The sequence below is a fragment of the Streptomyces sp. NPDC054975 genome (assembly GCF_053609105.1).
Genome location: NZ_JBSGWV010000045.1, coordinates 1 through 15,331, shown reverse-complemented (window position 1 = coordinate 15,331; position 15,331 = coordinate 1). Strand labels below are relative to the sequence as shown.

General features: G+C 71.9%; 13 protein-coding genes. 6 read left to right on the top strand and 7 right to left on the bottom strand.

Annotated elements, in window-relative coordinates:
* The first annotated feature begins 8 nt into the window (after positions 1-8).
* Together ACWF79_RS28075 and ACWF79_RS28070 are read left to right on the top strand one after the other, a co-directional pair.
* A complete protein-coding gene (locus ACWF79_RS28075; protein ID WP_453730951.1) occupies positions 9-473 on the top strand; it encodes a DUF742 domain-containing protein in 465 nt (154 codons plus the stop codon).
* A complete protein-coding gene (locus ACWF79_RS28070) occupies positions 454-1,056 on the top strand; it encodes a GTP-binding protein (protein WP_453730950.1) in 603 nt (200 codons plus the stop codon). Before ACWF79_RS28075 ends, ACWF79_RS28070 begins: the two co-directional genes overlap by 20 nt.
* A gap of 40 nt (positions 1,057-1,096) precedes the next feature.
* On the opposite strand, the gene ACWF79_RS28065 is transcribed toward ACWF79_RS28070, so the two are convergent.
* From ACWF79_RS28065 to ACWF79_RS28055, 3 genes are all read right to left on the bottom strand, one after another.
* Positions 1,097-2,254: a lipid-transfer protein gene (locus ACWF79_RS28065; protein ID WP_453730976.1), complete on the bottom strand. Its 1,158-nt coding sequence runs from the start codon at positions 2,252-2,254 to the stop codon at positions 1,097-1,099.
* 26 nt (positions 2,255-2,280) lie between these two features.
* Positions 2,281-2,781, bottom strand: a complete 501-nt coding sequence (locus ACWF79_RS28060; RefSeq protein WP_453730949.1) for a Zn-ribbon domain-containing OB-fold protein — start codon at positions 2,779-2,781, stop codon at positions 2,281-2,283.
* A gap of 188 nt (positions 2,782-2,969) precedes the next feature.
* Positions 2,970-3,779, bottom strand: coding sequence for a M15 family metallopeptidase (locus tag ACWF79_RS28055; protein WP_453730948.1), 810 nt, complete (start codon positions 3,777-3,779; stop codon positions 2,970-2,972).
* Between ACWF79_RS28055 and ACWF79_RS28050 the strand changes: the two genes are divergently transcribed.
* Positions 3,778-4,338: an NUDIX domain-containing protein gene (locus ACWF79_RS28050; protein ID WP_453730947.1), complete on the top strand. Its 561-nt coding sequence runs from the start codon at positions 3,778-3,780 to the stop codon at positions 4,336-4,338. The two genes, ACWF79_RS28055 and ACWF79_RS28050, sit on opposite strands and share 2 nt — an antisense overlap.
* A gap of 66 nt (positions 4,339-4,404) precedes the next feature.
* On the opposite strand, the gene ACWF79_RS28045 is transcribed toward ACWF79_RS28050, so the two are convergent.
* Entirely contained in the window at positions 4,405-6,759 is a 2,355-nt protein-coding gene (locus tag ACWF79_RS28045) for a glycoside hydrolase family 31 protein (protein ID WP_453730946.1), read from the bottom strand.
* A gap of 217 nt (positions 6,760-6,976) precedes the next feature.
* On the opposite strand from ACWF79_RS28045, the gene ACWF79_RS28040 reads away from it, so the two are divergent.
* Positions 6,977-8,947: an acetoacetate--CoA ligase gene (locus ACWF79_RS28040; protein WP_453730945.1), complete on the top strand. Its 1,971-nt coding sequence runs from the start codon at positions 6,977-6,979 to the stop codon at positions 8,945-8,947.
* A gap of 39 nt (positions 8,948-8,986) precedes the next feature.
* Here ACWF79_RS28040 and ACWF79_RS28035 read toward each other — a convergent pair whose 3' ends face one another.
* The gene (locus tag ACWF79_RS28035; RefSeq protein WP_453730944.1) at positions 8,987-10,306 is read right to left on the bottom strand and encodes a GntR family transcriptional regulator; all 1,320 of its coding nucleotides are present in this window, start codon (positions 10,304-10,306) and stop codon (positions 8,987-8,989) included.
* Positions 10,307-10,353: 47 nt separating this feature from the next.
* Here ACWF79_RS28035 and ACWF79_RS28030 point away from each other — a divergent pair, with 47 nt between their 5' ends.
* Positions 10,354-11,637, top strand: a complete 1,284-nt coding sequence (locus ACWF79_RS28030) for an MFS transporter (RefSeq protein ID WP_453730943.1) — start codon at positions 10,354-10,356, stop codon at positions 11,635-11,637.
* 24 nt (positions 11,638-11,661) lie between these two features.
* Positions 11,662-12,558: a hypothetical protein gene (locus tag ACWF79_RS28025; protein ID WP_453730942.1), complete on the top strand. Its 897-nt coding sequence runs from the start codon at positions 11,662-11,664 to the stop codon at positions 12,556-12,558.
* Positions 12,559-12,642: 84 nt separating this feature from the next.
* Here the strand turns inward: ACWF79_RS28025 and ptsP are convergent, their stop codons facing one another.
* Positions 12,643-14,313: a phosphoenolpyruvate--protein phosphotransferase gene (ptsP, locus tag ACWF79_RS28020; protein WP_453730941.1), complete on the bottom strand. Its 1,671-nt coding sequence runs from the start codon at positions 14,311-14,313 to the stop codon at positions 12,643-12,645.
* Between the two features lie 83 nt (positions 14,314-14,396).
* A complete protein-coding gene (locus ACWF79_RS28015; RefSeq protein ID WP_453730940.1) occupies positions 14,397-14,846 on the bottom strand; it encodes a PTS sugar transporter subunit IIA in 450 nt (149 codons plus the stop codon).
* Positions 14,847-15,331 lie beyond the last annotated feature (485 nt).

Genomic DNA, 15,331 nt, shown 5'->3' with positions numbered 1-15,331 from the left:
GGGACACCATGACTGACGGCACGACGGAGGGCACGGCCGGGCGCACGGCTCCCGACGGCACCCCTGACACGGGTCCGTGGGACCAGCCTGGCCACCCGGCCCACCACTGGTTCGACGACGAGGCCGGGCCCGTGGTCCGTCCGTACGCGATGACCCGCGGCCGGACCAGTGCCGCCACCCGCCACCGACTCGACCTGATCGCCCTGGTGGTGCCCGAACCCGCGGCCGACGACCCCGGCCGGGACCAGACGCTCTCCCCGGAACACGTGGAGATCGTCGAACGCTGCTCGGACACGCCACAGTCGATCGCCGAACTCGCCGCCGGACTCGACCTCCCCGTCGGGGTCGTCCGGGTCCTCGTCGGCGATCTCGTCGAGGACGAACTCGTCCATGTGACCCGCCCCGTTCCGCCGGCCGAGCTGCCGGACGTGAGCATTCTCCGCGAGGTGATCAATGGCCTTCGGGCGCTCTAGCCGCAAGAAGCCGCTCGTCGAACCGGTGACCCTGAAGATCCTGGTCGCAGGCGGCTTCGGGGTGGGCAAGACGACGCTGGTCGGCGCCGTCAGCGAGATCAAACCCCTGCGCACAGAGGAGATCCTCAGCGAGGCCGGCCGGCCCGTGGACGATCTGCACGGGGTCGAGAACAAGTCGACCACCACGGTCGCCATGGACTTCGGCCGGATCACGCTCCGGGAGGACCTGGTCCTCTATCTGTTCGGCACGCCCGGCCAGGACCGGTTCTGGTTCCTCTGGGACGAGCTCGCGCAGGGTGCGCTCGGCGCGATCGTCCTGGCGGACACCCGGCGCCTGGAGGACAGCTTCGCCGCGATCGACTACTTCGAACGGCGTGGCATCCCGTTCACGGTCGCGGTCAACTGCTTCGAAGGCGCCCGGCGGTTCCCCACCGAGACCGTCCGGGGCGCGCTCGACCTCGACCCGGAGGTCGAGCTGCTGATGTGCGACGCGCGCGACCGCGAGTCGGTGAAGAACGTCCTCGTCGCCGTCGTCGAGCACGCCCTCGTCCTCGCGGACCAGGGCGCGCCGGTGGCCACCTGACGCCACGACGCCGGAACCGCGTACGGGCGCGGCTCCGCGGTCAGCGCACCACCACGACCGCGGAGCCGTGCCCGAACAGGCCCTGGTTCGCGGTGATTCCGGCACGGGCCCCCGGGACCTGCCGGTCTCCGGCCGTGCCCCGCAGCTGCCAGGTGAGCTCGCAGACCTGCGCGATGGCCTGGGCGGGCACGGCCTCGCCGAACGACCCCAGGCCGCCGCTGGTGTTGACCGGCACGCGGCCGCCGAGGGCGGTCACCCCGTCCCGTACGAGCTTGGCGCCCTCGCCCGCCTCGCACAGGCCGATGTCCTCGTACCACTCCAGTTCCAGCGCGGTCGACAGGTCGTACACCTCGGCGAGCGACAGGTCCTCGGGTCCGAGCCCCGCCTCCTCGTACGCGGCGCGGGCGATCGACGCCCGGAAGGTGTGCGGCGCGGGGGAGACGGCGACGGCCGAGTCGGTCGCGATGTCGGGCAGGTCGAGGACCGCCTTCGGGTACGTCGGCGTGACGGTCGAGACGGCCCTGATACGGACCGGGTCCGGGTGGCCGTGCCGACGGGCGAACTCCATGCTGGAGAGCACCAGCGCCGCGCCCCCGTCCGAGGTGGCGCAGATGTCGAGCAGCCGCAGCGGATCGGCGACGACGGCAGAGGCCGCGACCTCCTCGACGCCGACCGCCTTGCGGTAGCGAGCCATCGGGTTGAGCGCCCCGGCCGCCGCGTTCTTCACCTTGACCTGGGCGAAGTCGTCCACCGTGTCGCCGTACAGGGCCATCCTGCGGCGGGCGTAGAGCGCGAAGTACGTGGGGTTCGTCGCCCCCAGCACCCGGAAGCGGAGCCAGTCCGGGTCGTCGGGCCGCTCCCCGCCCGCCGGCGCGAAGAAGCCCTTGGGCGCGGAGTCCGCGCCGACGACGAGGACCACGTCCGCGAGCCCGGCCAGGATCTGCGCCCGCGCCGTGGCCACGGCCTGGGCGCCGGAGGCGCAGGCCGCGTACACGCTGGTGACGCGCGCCCCTTGCCAGCCCAGCGCCTGGGCGAAGGTCGCGCCCGCCACATAGCCCGGGTACCCGCCCCGCACCGTGTCCGCGCCGACCACCGAGCCGACGTCCCGCCATCCGATGCCGGCGTCCGCGAGCGCCGCCCGCGCCGCCGCCGTACCGTACTCGACGAAGTTCCGGCCCCACTTGCCCCATGGGTGCATCCCGGCACCGAGGACGGCGATGTCGTTCACGACCGCTCCTCCGTCCGCGGCGCCGCCACGCGCGCGTGGACCGGCCGCCAGCGCCACGTGGTCCAGACGTGCTCCGCGTCCTCGTCGAGGACGCCCGGCACCACCTCGACCTCCATGCCGATGGCCAGGTCGGCGGTCCGCACGCCCGGCGCCGCCTGCCCGAGCACCACCATCGCCTCGGCCGCCAGCTCGACGGCGACGAGGGTGTACGGCTCCCAGGGCGCGTCCGGGTCGGAGACGTAGGGCGCGGGCGGCCGGTAGCGGCCGTCGGTGTACGACCAGACGCGGCCCCGACGCGAGAGCGGCGTCTCGACGAGCGTCCCGCCGCCCGGGCAGCCGGGGTTGCGGCACCACCCGTCCGCGCGCGGGAAGAAGACCGAGGCGCAGGCCGTGCAGCGGGTGCCGAGGAGCCGGAACTCCGTCTGTCCGCCCGGTCCGTCACCGCCGCTGTCGTCCGTGAACCATCCGGCCACCACCGGCCTGCGCGTCCGTGTCACGACGACCCTCCCCGACCCCGGGATCCAGTTGACCTGACGAAGCGTCAGAAAGTCTGCCATGGATGCGCCACAGTGAGAACCGTACGGACCTTTATTGCGTCCCTACGTTCGGAACGGGCGGCCGGGGCCCACGGGGGTGGTCCCGACCGCCCGTTTCCGTTTCCGTCTCCGTCACCGGCTCCCGGGTGTCAGTGCCCGGCCACCGACCGGCGCGCCACCGGGAAGTCGAAGAAGGTGCTCGGGAACGGCTCCGGCTTGAAGGTGAAGTGCCACCACTCCTCGGGCAGGTTCACGAAGCCCTGCTCGGCGAGCGTGTTCTTCAGGAGCTGCCGATTGGCCCGCTGGACGCCCTGGATCCGTGGATCGTCGGTGTGAGAGAGCGTGTCGAAGCAGTCGAACCCCGTCCCCATGTCGAGGGAGTTGTCCGGAAACCGCTCGGCCTGCGGGGCGGTGCACTCCACCAGCCGCTCACCCGGCACGTACGGCCGCGTGGGCGCTGCCGGCAGCCGCACGATCGTCAGGTCGACCGTGGAGCCCCGGCTGTGCCCCGACTTCTCCGCGATGTAACCGTCCGCGAACAGCCTCGACTTGTCGACCAGCGGATAGAACTCCTTCTTCATCCGCTCGTCGGCGAGGTCCTCCGCCCAGCGCACGAAGTGGTCGACGGCCCGCTGCGGCCGGTAGCAGTCGTACACCTTCAGGGTGTAGCCCCGCGCGCGCAGCTTCACCTGCGCGCGGTGCAGAGCCTCGGCGGCCGGACGCGTCAGAATGCAGAGCGGCTGCCGGTAGCCGTCGATCCGCTCGCCCACGAAGTTGTGCACCGTGGTGTAGCGCATCTCCTGAAGGATCGTCCGGTCCACGGAGCTCAGCGCCACGAACTCCTTCGGCGCCTTCGGCTCCGGCCTGGCCTGCGCGGACGGCACGGCGGCGGTGGCCGCCAGCAGGCCCGCGGCCGCGAGGACGCCGAGCGTACGGAAAGCGGAAGCAAGTCTTGTCATGCGCACCGTCTATCAGGTTCCCGGGGCACGGGAAAGAGTGATCGCGTACGGTCCTGGCGTGAAGGACTCCTACTGCTCCAGTTGCGGCACCCGTTACGCCGAGCCCGCCGGCTGGCCCCGCGCCTGCGCCTCCTGCGGCGTGGTCGCCTACCGTAACCCCCTCCCCGTCGCCGTCGCCCTGCTCCCCGTCAGGGACGCGCAGGGAACCGGACTCGTCGTCATCACACGCACGATCGAACCCGCCCTGGGCGGCATCGCCCTCCCCGGCGGCTTCATCGACCACGCCGAGGACTGGCGGGACGCCGTGGTCCGCGAACTGCGCGAGGAGACCCGGATCGAGGCGGCCGCGCAGGACGTGCGTCTCGCCGACGCGCTCAGCTCCTCGGGCGGACACCTACTCCTCTTCGGGCTCCTGCCCACGCGCGGGGTGGACGAACTGCCGCCGTCCGAACCGACGGACGAGACCAGCGGCCACCATGTGCTCCGCGCCCCGACGGAACTGGCCTTCCCTCTGCACACGCAGGCGGCACGGCGCTGGTTCGCGGGGAAGTACGCCTGAGGGGCGGCGCACGGATCCTGGATGTTGGATCCAACATCCAGGATCCAACATCCAATCCCCCACCTGCTACCCCTCCACCCCCCGCACCCGCACCGGAAGCCCCGCCTCGACCGCTCCCTCGTCCGTCACCCGCTCCACCACCACCCGGCCGCCCACGAGCCGCGACGCGTACCGCTCGATCTCGCCGGACTCCCACCCGTCACCGGTGTCCCGTACGACCAGTCCACCGCCGGTCCGCCCGGCGGCGGGCGCCCACACCTCCAGTTCGAGCCCCCCGTCCTCACCCCGGACCGGAATGACCGCACCCGCCCGCGCGAGCACCGGGATACGGGACCAGGGCGCGTCGAGCAGAACCTGCCCCGGTCCGTCGTACGCCTGCCCCGTCGCCGTGTCGTACCAGCGCCCGCGCGGCAGCCGCACCGCCCTCCGGTCGGTGCCCCGGGCGAACACCGGGGCCACGAGCAGCGCGTCGCCCACGAGGAACGCGTCGTCGCAGTCGCGCAGGGCCCGGTCCTCCGGCGCCCCCCACCACACCGGCCGGATGTACGGAGCCCCGGTCAGCCGCGCGAGCCGCGACAGGCTCACGAAGTAGGGTCGCAGGCGCTCGCGCTCGGCGAGCGCCACGCGCGCGTGCTCCAGGACCTCGGGGCCGAACTCCCACGGCTCGCGCCGCCCGGCCTCGATCGCCGCGTGCGTACGGAACAGCGGCATCCACGCCCCGAGCTGGTACCAGCGCAGGAACAGCTCGGGCGAGGGGTCCCCGTCGAACCCGCCCACGTCGGGCCCCGAGTACGGAACCCCGCACAGCCCGAGCCCGATGACCAGCGACAGCGACGCCCGCAGCCCCGGCCACCCGGTCGCCACATCGCCCGACCAGGTCCCTCCGTACCGCTGCATGCCGGCCCACCCCGAACGGGAGAACAGGAACGGCCGTTCGTCGGGCCGCAGCCGGCACAGCCCCTCGTAGCCGGCCCGCGCCATGGCGAGGCCGTACACGTTGTGCCCCTCGCGATGGTCCCCGCCGTGCCCCTCAAGCGCGTGCCGGGCCGAGCGCGGCAGGGTCGGGTCGCCGAACGGGGCGAAGGAGACCGGCTCGTTCATGTCGTGCCAGATCCCGGAGAAGCCCTGCGCGAGCCGCTCCTCGTACAGGCCGCCCCACCACTCCCGTACCGCCGCGTCCGTGAAGTCCGGATAGGCGCATTCGCCCGGCCACACCACCCCGTGGATCTCGTTGCCCCGCCCGTCGCGGACGAAGGCCCCGGCCGCCCTCCCGGAGTCGTACACCGCGTTTCCCGGCTCGGCCTTCACCGCCGGGTCCACGATCGACACCAGCCGTACGCCCTGCTCCCGCAGCTCCTCCGCGAGCCCCGGCAGATCGGGGAACCGCTCACGGTCCACCGTGAACACCTGATGGGCGTCGTAGTGGTCGATGTCCAGATGGAGCACGGACAGGGGGAGCCCCCGCTCGCGGTAGCCGTCCACCACCCGCCGTACCTCCTTCTCGCTGCCGAACCCCCAGCGCGCGTGCTGCGGACCCAGCGCCCAGGACGGCGGCAGCGCGGGCGCCCCGGTCAGGGCCGCCCAGCCGTGGAGCACGCGCGCGGGGGTACCGACCACCACCCAGCAGCGCAGCGGGCCCCCGCTGATCCGGACCTCGCTCGTCCCCGGCCGGTCGTGCCCCGAACCGGCCCCCTCCTCGCCTTCGGCGAGCGTGACCTGCCCGTCCCAGGAGTTGTCGTGGAACGCCAGATGGGTCCCCGCGTCCGCGACGACGAACTGCACCGGCATCGTGATGTACAGCGGATCGTCTCCGGGGGAGAAGGCCCGCTTGGGGTCGGTGTTCCACAGCCGGTACGTGCCGCTGCGCAGCCGCGGCCCCGACGCCCGGCCGCCCAGCCCGAAGAAGCGCGCGTCCGCGGGCACCTCGCTGCGCTGCACCCACCGCGCGGGACCGCCCGCGACCGGCTCCCACCAGCGCGGCGGCAGATCCCGGCGCAACACCACCCCACCGGGTGTACGGATCTCCACCGCCCCGTGCCGGGACACCGCGACCGTCACCCGTTCGGAGACCACCCGCCAGCCACCGTCGGTGTCCGGTTCGAGACGGGCCCGCGGATCTGGCACCGGCGCCTCTCCGGCCAACGCGTACGACGGCAGCTGCTCGGCGCCGTCCCAGCCCCAGAACACCGTCCCCCCGGCCGACACGCTGATCCGCAGCTCCGACCTGGCGAACCTGACGATCCCGCCGCCCGGGCGCGGCTCCGCCTCGCCCACCGGCCCCGGCACCCGCGCCCGCTCCTCACCTCTCGGCGGCAACCCCCACGCATCCGTCCGGCGCTGCCGCCACGCCGAACGCACCGCCAGCAACCCCCGGACCGAACCGAACACCCTCACCGAACGCACCAGCTCACGACCGTCCATGCTGCTCAGCCTGCCATTCGGCACAGCCCGGGCGGGGTTCGTTCAACTGCCGTTCACCCGTGGTGAGAGCACATATTCAACACCCTGACCATGGGCGGGGAACCCTGGTGCGAACGCCGCTCCCATGGCATCGTCCCTGTCAGCCGCGTCACGCGCACACCCCAGCACGTGCGCGGGACACACGCAGACCCCGCGTACGCCCAGGGAGCCACCCCACATGACATCAGCGCACACCGAGCCGCTCTGGCAGCCGGACGAGGCACACATCGCCGCCGCCGCGGTCACCCGCTTCCAGGCCTGGGCCGCCGAGCGGCACGGAGCCCCGGCCGAAGGCGGATACCCGGCCCTGCACCGCTGGTCGGTCGAGGACCTGGAGTCCTTCTGGCGAGCCGTCGCCGAGTGGTTCGACGTCCGCTTCTCCACCCCGTACGAGCGCGTCCTCGGCGACCGTTCGATGCCCGGCGCCGAATGGTTCCCCGGAGCCACCCTCAACTACGCCGAGCACGCCCTGCGCGCCGCCACCGAGCGCCCCCATGACACGGCCCTGCTCCATGTGGACGAAACACATGAGCCGCGCCCCATCACGTGGGCCGAGCTGCGCCGCCAGGTCGGCTCCCTCTCCGCCGAACTCCGCGCCCTCGGCGTGCGCCCCGGCGACCGCATCAGCGGCTACCTGCCCAACGTCCCCGAGGCCGTCGTCGCCCTCCTGGCCACCGCCGCCGTCGGCGCCGTGTGGACCTCCTGCGCGCCCGACTTCGGGGCGCGCAGCGTCCTCGACCGCTTCCAACAGGTCGAACCGGTCGTCCTGTTCACGGTGGACGGGTACCGCTACGGCGGCAAGGAGCACGACCGCCGCGACACCGTCGCCGAGCTCCGCGCCGAACTCCCCACGCTCCGCGCCGTGGTCCACATCCCCCTCCTCGGCACGGAACCCCCCGAGGGAACGCTCGCGTGGTCGGACCTCACGGCGGCGAACACGGAACCGATCTACGAGGAGGTGGACTTCTCCCACCCCCTGTGGGTCCTGTACTCCTCCGGTACGACGGGCCTGCCCAAGGCGATCGTGCAGTCGCAGGGCGGCATCCTGGTCGAGCACCTGAAGCAGCTCGGCCTGCACTGCGACCTCGGCCCCGAGGACGTGTTCTTCTGGTACACCTCCACGGGCTGGATGATGTGGAACTTCCTCGTCTCCGGCCTGCTCACCGGCACCACGGTGGTCCTCTACGACGGCAGCCCCGGCTACCCCGACACCGGCGCCCAGTGGCGCGTCGCCGAACGCACCGGGGCCACTCTGTACGGCACCTCCGCCGCGTACGTCATGGCCTGCGCCAAGGCGGACGTCCACCCGGGCCGGGACTTCGACCTCTCCGCGATCAAGTGCGTCGCAACCACGGGATCCCCGCTCCCGCCGGACGGCTTCCGCTGGCTGCACGACGAAGTACGGGACGACCTCTGGATCGCCTCGGTCAGCGGCGGCACGGACGTCTGCTCCTGCTTCGCCGGAGCCGTCCCCACGCTCCCGGTCCACATCGGCGAGCTGCAGGCGGCCGGCCTCGGCACGGACCTCCAGGCCTGGGACCCGTCCGGCAAGCCGCTCATCGGCGAGGTCGGCGAACTCGTCGTCACCAACCCCATGCCGTCCATGCCGATCCGCTTCTGGAACGACCCCGACGGCAGCCGCTACCGCGACAGCTACTTCGAGATGTTCCCCGGCGTCTGGCGCCACGGCGACTGGATCACCATCACCGACCGCGGCTCGGTCGTCATCCACGGCCGCTCCGACTCCACCTTGAACCGCCAGGGCGTACGGATGGGCAGCGCGGACATCTACGAGGCCGTCGAACGCCTCCCTGAGATCCGCGAGTCCCTCGTCATCGGCCTCGAAGAGCCGGAAGGCGGCTACTGGATGCCGCTCTTCGTCCACCTCGCGCCCGGCGCGACCCTGGACGAGGCGCTGATCGCCCGCATCAAGCAGACGATCCGCACCGAACTCTCCCCACGCCACGTCCCCGACGAGATCATCGAGATCCCCGCCGTCCCCCACACCCTCACGGGCAAGCGCCTGGAAGTCCCCGTCAAACGCCTCCTCCAGGGCGCCCCCCTCGCCAAGGCCGTCAACCCGGGCTCGGTCGACAACCTCGACCTGCTGCACTTCTACGAGGACTTGGCGCGCACCCGGGCCAAGTAGCGCACGCCGGGGGCTGGGGGAGTACCGACGGCGTACCCTCTAGCCCCCGTACGTCGCCTGTGCCTCACCCAGCACGTCGGCGAAATCCGCCGCCAGCCGCCGCGCCCCGGCGACGTCCAGCGTCGCGGTCGTGATCCGTACGGCGGTCGGCGACGCGATCCGGAACCGCGCCCCGGCCGCGACCCACCAGCCCCGCGTCCGCAAGCCGTTGACCACCGCCGACTCGTCCCGTACCGGCACCCATACGTTCATCCCGTGCGCGCCGACCGCCCCGACGCCGTACGACCCGAGCGCGGAGACCAACGCCTCCCGCCGCTCCGCGTACGCCGCCTCTCCCGCCGCCACCAGCGCAGCGACCGCGGGGTCGGCGAACAGCCCGGCGCACGTCTCCTGAAGCACGTGGCTGACCCAGCCGGACGTCATCAGCATCCGCCCGTCGTGCCGCGCGAGCGTCACCGGATCCCCGGCGACGCCCGCCCACCGCAGGTCGACGCCCAGACGCTTCGAGACCGTACGTACCTGCGCCCACCGCTCCAGCCCCACCGCCGCCAGTGTCGGCGCCACCGGGCCGGCGATCTCCACGTTGTAGTCGTCCTCGACGACCAGGACCTCAGGGAACTCCCGCAGCATCGCGGCCAGTTCGTCCCTCCTCCCGGGCGAGAACGACGCACCCGTGGGGCACTGGGCACGCGGACTGCACACCACCGCCCGCACCCCCGCGCGCAGCGCGGCCCGTAGCGCCTCCGGCGTCATCCCCTCGCCGTCCACCGCCACAGGCACCGTCCGCAGACCCAAGGCGGGTACCAGGTCCAGGAGGTGGTGGAACCCGGGATCCTCCACGGCCACGGCGTCCCCGGGTCGCAGCTCCACGGAGAGCAGGCGGGCGATGCAGTCGAGCGCCCCGTGCGCGAACGTCACCCGCTCCGCCGGTACGCCGTCCCGCGCGAACCACGCGCGCGTGAGCTCCTCCAGCACGGAGAGCCGGGGCGCGGCCCGGTGCGAGCCGTACACGGGCCGTACCTCTGCCGGCGGCCGCAGGACCGGCAGGAAGGCCGGGTCGGGCAGGCCGCTGGCCAGGTCCACCAAGCCCGGTGGCACACGCGGCGGCCGCCGCGACGCGACCGAGGGCGCCTCCGCGACCACCGTGCCGCCCCGGCCGCGCGTGACCACCAGACCGCGCCGCCGCAGCTCCTTGTACGCCGTCGCGACCGTGCCGGGACTGATCCCCAACTCGTCCGCGAGGCGCCGCACCGGGGGCAGCGCGTCCCCCGGCGCCAGCTCGCCCTCGGTCACCCCGCGCTCGACGGACGCGGCAATCCCCTTGGCCGTCGTCCCCTGAATCGAATATTGTGTTGCCACGTACTGAACTATGTACCGATACAAAGCTCAGGTCAAGGGGGAACCGAGTGAGCCGCCCAACTCCGTGGCACCGCACCGTCGCCGACCGCATACCCGGAGGCCGAGACGGCCGCCGCATGCTCGTCGTCAGCATCATCGACAAGACCGGCACCGGCCTCTGGGCCGGCTGCACCGTCCTCTACTTCACCTACGTCTCCGGTCTCGGCCTTGGCCAGGTCGGCCTCCTCATGACCGTCTCCGGAGGCATCGGCATCGCCGGAGCCCCGCTCGCCGGCCGCCTCGCCGACCGCTTCCCCCTCGTCAAGATCATCGTCGGCGCCCAACTCCTGCGCGCCGCCGCCCTCCTGCTCCTCCTCACCACCGACCACCTGCTCCTCCTGACGCTCTACTCCGCCCTCGGCGCCCTTCCCGACCGCGCCGGCAGCGTCCTCATCAAGCTCTACGCCGCCCGCCTCGCCGGCCCGGACCGCGTCCGCTACCAGGCCATCCAGCGCACCACCGTCAACATCGGCTGGTCCATCGGCGGCCTCGGCGCCGCCGCCGCGCTCGCCACCGGCAGCACCCGCGCCTACGGACTGCTCCTCATCGGCAACGTCCTCAGCTATCTCGTCATCGCCGCACTCACCCTCCGCTGCGCCGAACCCCCGGCCCCCTCCCACATCGCCGCCAGTTTCTCCGCACCCGGCGACCGGAAACCCACCCCACCCACCTCCCCGTGGCGCGACCGCACCTTCCTCGGCTACACCGCCACCGACGCCGCCCTCTTCCTCGACGACACGATCCTTCAGGTCGCCGTCCCCCTCTGGATCGTCCACGCCACCACCGCACCCGTCGGGCTCGCCCCGCTCCTGCTGGTCCTCAACACCGTCCTCGTCGTGCTCTTCCAGGTCCCCCTCGCCCGGTTCGGGGCCACCACGCAGGCCGCGCGCCGGCTGCTCCTCCCGCTCACCGGCCTCTTCCTCGTCGGCACCCTCGCCCTCGCCGCCTCCGCCGCCGGCGGCACCACCCTCGCCGTCACAGCTCTCGTCGTCGCCGTCACCGCCCTCACGTTCGCCGAGATCATCCACGCGACCGCCTCCTGGGAACTCTCCGTCGCCCTGGCCCCCGCCCATGCGCAGGGCGCCTACCTCGGCGTCCACGGACTCGCCCACTCCACCCAGCGATTCGCCGGCCCCCTCCTCGTCACCGGCGTCATGGCCGCCGGCGCGCTCGCCTGGCCCCTGCTCGGACTCGGCCTCGTCGCCGCGGGCGCCGCACAACACCGACTGATCCGCGACCGCCTCACCACATCGTCACTGTCAGTGTCGAAGGTTACGGTGAGTGAGCACTGATTCGACAGCGCTCAAGGGGGAGACATGACCAAGCCCGGCACCACCACATCCATGCGTCGCGCCCTGCGCCGCGAAGTCCCCAGCACCGTCGGCGTCCTCGCCGACGAGGACGACTTCACCACCATGCGCCAGTACGCCACCTTCGCCTTCGACGACCACCCCGCCTACCTCCAGCAGGTCGAAGGCCTCCTCAAATCCCTGGCCACGCAGGGCGGCCACACCACGGTCGCCCTCTTCGACCCCGAGGAGTACGCGGACTTCTGCGAGGAGACCGGCCTCGACCCCGACCGCCCCGACAGCCGCAGCCGCTACACCGCCGAACTGGCCGCCACCGGCGCGCTCGTCGCGTACACCGGCCAGCCCATGACCACCCTCGTCCCCACCCTCATCGACACCGCCGTACGCCACGCCACCTGGGAGTACGCCACGACGCTCCTCTCCGGCGTCGGCGACTGCGCCACCTGCGGACAGGACATCGGCCGAGAGGCGTTCGCCCACGCCTCACGCCAGCTCACCCGGCTCCTCGAAGCCGCCGGCCCCGGCACCCACCACCTCGTCTGCAGCGTCCCGGCCGACGACGAACACCTCCTCGCCGCCCTCCAGGTGGTCCGCCACGACAGCGGCCCCGCCCGCTTCGACCGCGACGAAGCAGCCGAGTTCGCCACCGTCCTCGCCGTCGGCATCGCCCTCGACAGCCCCGGAGGGCTCGTCCTGCGCACCACCAGCCCAGAAAGCCGCGACCGCCTCCACGGCTGGCGCCTCACCGGGGGAAACCTGCGCCCCCTCACCGAAGCCGAAGTCTTCAGCGCCTACTGCACCGACGCCCGCACCGGAGAACCGATCGCCCCCGAACCCGGCGTCGACCACCGCGCCGGCTTCGCCCTCGCCCCCGACGAGGACGACTGGCCCACCCATCACTGACCCGCCCCCACCGACGCCGAAGGGGCTCCCCGCCACACCCGTGACGGAGAGCCCCTCCCACACACACCTACCTACAAGCGGGGATCACTCCCCGGACAGGACCGCCTGCGCGGCCACCCGGGCCTCCTCGGCCGTGTCGGCAGCCCGAGCCGCGGCCGCGGCCCGCTCGCACTGCGCCAGCGTGTACTTGGCCAGCGTCGCCCGCACATACGGAATCGACGCGGCACCCATCGACAGAGAGGTGACACCCAGACCCGTCAGCACACAGGCCAGCAGCGGATCCGAAGCGGCCTCACCACAGACGCCACAGCTCTTGCCCTCGGCCTTGGCCGCCTCGGCGGACAGCGCCACCAGGTCGAGCAACGCCGGCTGCCACGGATCCTGCAGCCGCGACACCGCACCGACCTGACGGTCGGCGGCGAAGGTGTACTGCGCCAGGTCGTTGGTGCCCAGCGACAGGAACTCCACCTCCTGCAGGATCGAACGAGCCCGCAGAGCCGCGGAGGGGATCTCCACCATCGCACCGAACTTGGCCTGCAGCCCCGCCTCACGGCACGCGTCGGCGAAAGCCTTCGCGTCCGTACGGTCCGCCACCATCGGCGCCATGACTTCCAGGTACACCGGCAGACCCTCGACCGCCTTCGCCAGCGCGGTCAGCTGCGTCCGCAGCACCCCCGGGTGATCGAGCAGCGAACGCAGACCCCGCACACCCAGAGCCGGGTTCGGCTCGTCCGCAGGCGTCAGGAAGTCGAGCGGCTTGTCCGCACCGGCATCCAGCACGCGCACGACCACACGACCCTCGGGGAAGGCCTCCAGCACCTTGCGGTAAGCCTCGACCTGCTTCTCCTCGGACGGAGCCTTCTTGCTGTCGTCCAGGAAGAGGAACTCCGTACGGAACAGACCGACGCCCTCCGCGCCCGCCTCCACCGCGGCCGGCACGTCCGCCGGCCCACCGACGTTGGCGAGCAGCGGCACCTTGTGCCCGTCCGAGGTCGCACCCGGACCACTGGACGCGGCGAGCGCGGCCTTGCGCTCAGCGGCGGCCGTGGTCAGCTGCGTCTTCTTCTCGTCGCTCGGGTTCACGAAGATCTCGCCCGTGGAACCGTCCACCGCGATGACCGTGCCCTCCCCGATCTCACCGGCGCCCGGCAGCGCCACCACGGCGGGCACACCGAGCGCCCGCGCGAGAATCGCACTGTGACTGGTCGGCCCACCCTCCTCGGTCACGAAACCAAGGACGAGCGTCGGGTCGAGCAGCGCCGTGTCGGCGGGAGCCAGGTCCCGCGCGATCAGCACGTACGGCTCGTCACTGTCCGGCACACCCGGCATGGGCACACCGAGCAGCCGCGCGACGATACGGTTCCGCACGTCATCGAGGTCGGCCACACGTCCAGCCATGTACTCACCGGCGCCCGCGAGCAGCTCGCGGTAATGGGAGAACGCGTCGTAGATACCGCGCTCGGCCGTGCTGCCGACCGCGATCCGACGGTCGACGTCCGCGATGAGCTCCGGGTCCTGGGCGATCATCGCCTGGGCCTCCAGCACATGCTGAGCCTCACCCCCGGCCAGATTGCCGCGCGCAATCAGGTCCGCAGCCACAGCCTCGACCGCCTGACGGGCGCGCCCCTGTTCGCGCTCCGCCTCCTCGGCCGGAATCTGCTTGGCCGGCGGCTCGAGAACCGCCGTACCCATGTGCCGGACCTCGCCGATCGCCACTCCGTGGCTGACGCCGACGCCTCGCAGCGTTGTCTCCATCTCACCCGTCTCCGATAGAGCGACGGCATCCCGCCGCCGCGATGAATGTCGAACGCGTGGTCGTCACCAGGACGACACCGGCGTCAGCTCCAGTTGAAAAGCTGGTCGCCGGCCTTCACGTCGCCGTCCTCGTTGAGCTCGGAGAGGGAGTCGGCCGTGGCCTCCAGGGCCACCACGGGGCAGATGGGGGACTTACCGGCAGCCTCGACCGCGACCGGGTTCCAGCGGACGATGACCTGACCCTGCTGCACGGTGTCGCCCTTGTTGACGAGCAGCTCGAAGCCCTCGCCATTGAGCTGCACGGTGTCGATCCCGAGGTGCGTCAGTACGCCGTGGCCCTCGCCGTCGACGACGACGAACGCGTGCGGGTGCAGAGAGACGATGACGCCGTCGACCGGCGACACGGCCTCCGACGGCTCACGTACGGGGTCGATGGCGGTGCCGGGACCGACCATCGCGCCGGAGAAGACCGGGTCGGGTACAGCGGCGAGACCGATGGCGCGTCCGGCAAGCGGCGACGTCACGGTTGTCATGGGAAGCCTCCCAGGGGCGGAGATTGTGTGGCGCCGTCACTGCCTGTCCTGGACGGCGTACTGTTCAGAAGCCTAAGTCATAGGAAGTCCCAGTTCCGCACGAGACGTACTAGTTGCGGACCTAGGGACTACCGAGAAACGATTTGCCTCAGCTGACGGTGGGATGTACTGTCGTACTCCTGCCTGACCCCAACGCGGCGTTGAGTCGCGGGTCGGCAGCACCTATCGAGCCAGATCCTAACCCCAGTGGTCTACACCTCTGCATGCCTGTGGAGGAGTGGTCAGGGGGAGCGAGAAAGCCTGGTAGTGTTTGACCCCGCCGCAAGGGAAAGCGCGAAAAGCGAATTCCGGAAACGGCAGCCCGCTCCAGCGGGTGGCGGAAACGGAAAACGGATCTGCTAAGCTGGAAACACGAAAGACCGAAGGGAAAAGCCCGGAGGAAAGCCCGAGAGGGTGAGTACGAAGGAAGCGTCCGTTCCTTGAGA

Excerpts from the sequence above, each read along its gene's own strand:
- ACWF79_RS28075 (WP_453730951.1), top strand. The coding sequence starts at position 9 with ATGACTGACGGCACGACGGAGGGCACGGCCGGGCGCACGGCTCCCGAC.
- ACWF79_RS28070 (WP_453730950.1), top strand. The coding sequence starts at position 454 with ATGGCCTTCGGGCGCTCTAGCCGCAAGAAGCCGCTCGTCGAACCGGTG.
- ACWF79_RS28065 (WP_453730976.1), bottom strand. The coding sequence starts at position 2,254 with ATGCACCCATGGGGCAAGTGGGGCCGGAACTTCGTCGAGTACGGTACG.
- ACWF79_RS28050 (WP_453730947.1), top strand. The coding sequence starts at position 3,778 with ATGCGCACCGTCTATCAGGTTCCCGGGGCACGGGAAAGAGTGATCGCG.
- ACWF79_RS28055 (WP_453730948.1), bottom strand. The coding sequence starts at position 3,779 with ATGACAAGACTTGCTTCCGCTTTCCGTACGCTCGGCGTCCTCGCGGCC.
- ACWF79_RS28045 (WP_453730946.1), bottom strand. The coding sequence starts at position 6,759 with ATGGACGGTCGTGAGCTGGTGCGTTCGGTGAGGGTGTTCGGTTCGGTC.
- ACWF79_RS28040 (WP_453730945.1), top strand. The coding sequence starts at position 6,977 with ATGACATCAGCGCACACCGAGCCGCTCTGGCAGCCGGACGAGGCACAC.
- ACWF79_RS28025 (WP_453730942.1), top strand. The coding sequence starts at position 11,662 with ATGACCAAGCCCGGCACCACCACATCCATGCGTCGCGCCCTGCGCCGC.
- ptsP (WP_453730941.1), bottom strand. The coding sequence starts at position 14,313 with ATGGAGACAACGCTGCGAGGCGTCGGCGTCAGCCACGGAGTGGCGATC.
- ACWF79_RS28015 (WP_453730940.1), bottom strand. The coding sequence starts at position 14,846 with ATGACAACCGTGACGTCGCCGCTTGCCGGACGCGCCATCGGTCTCGCC.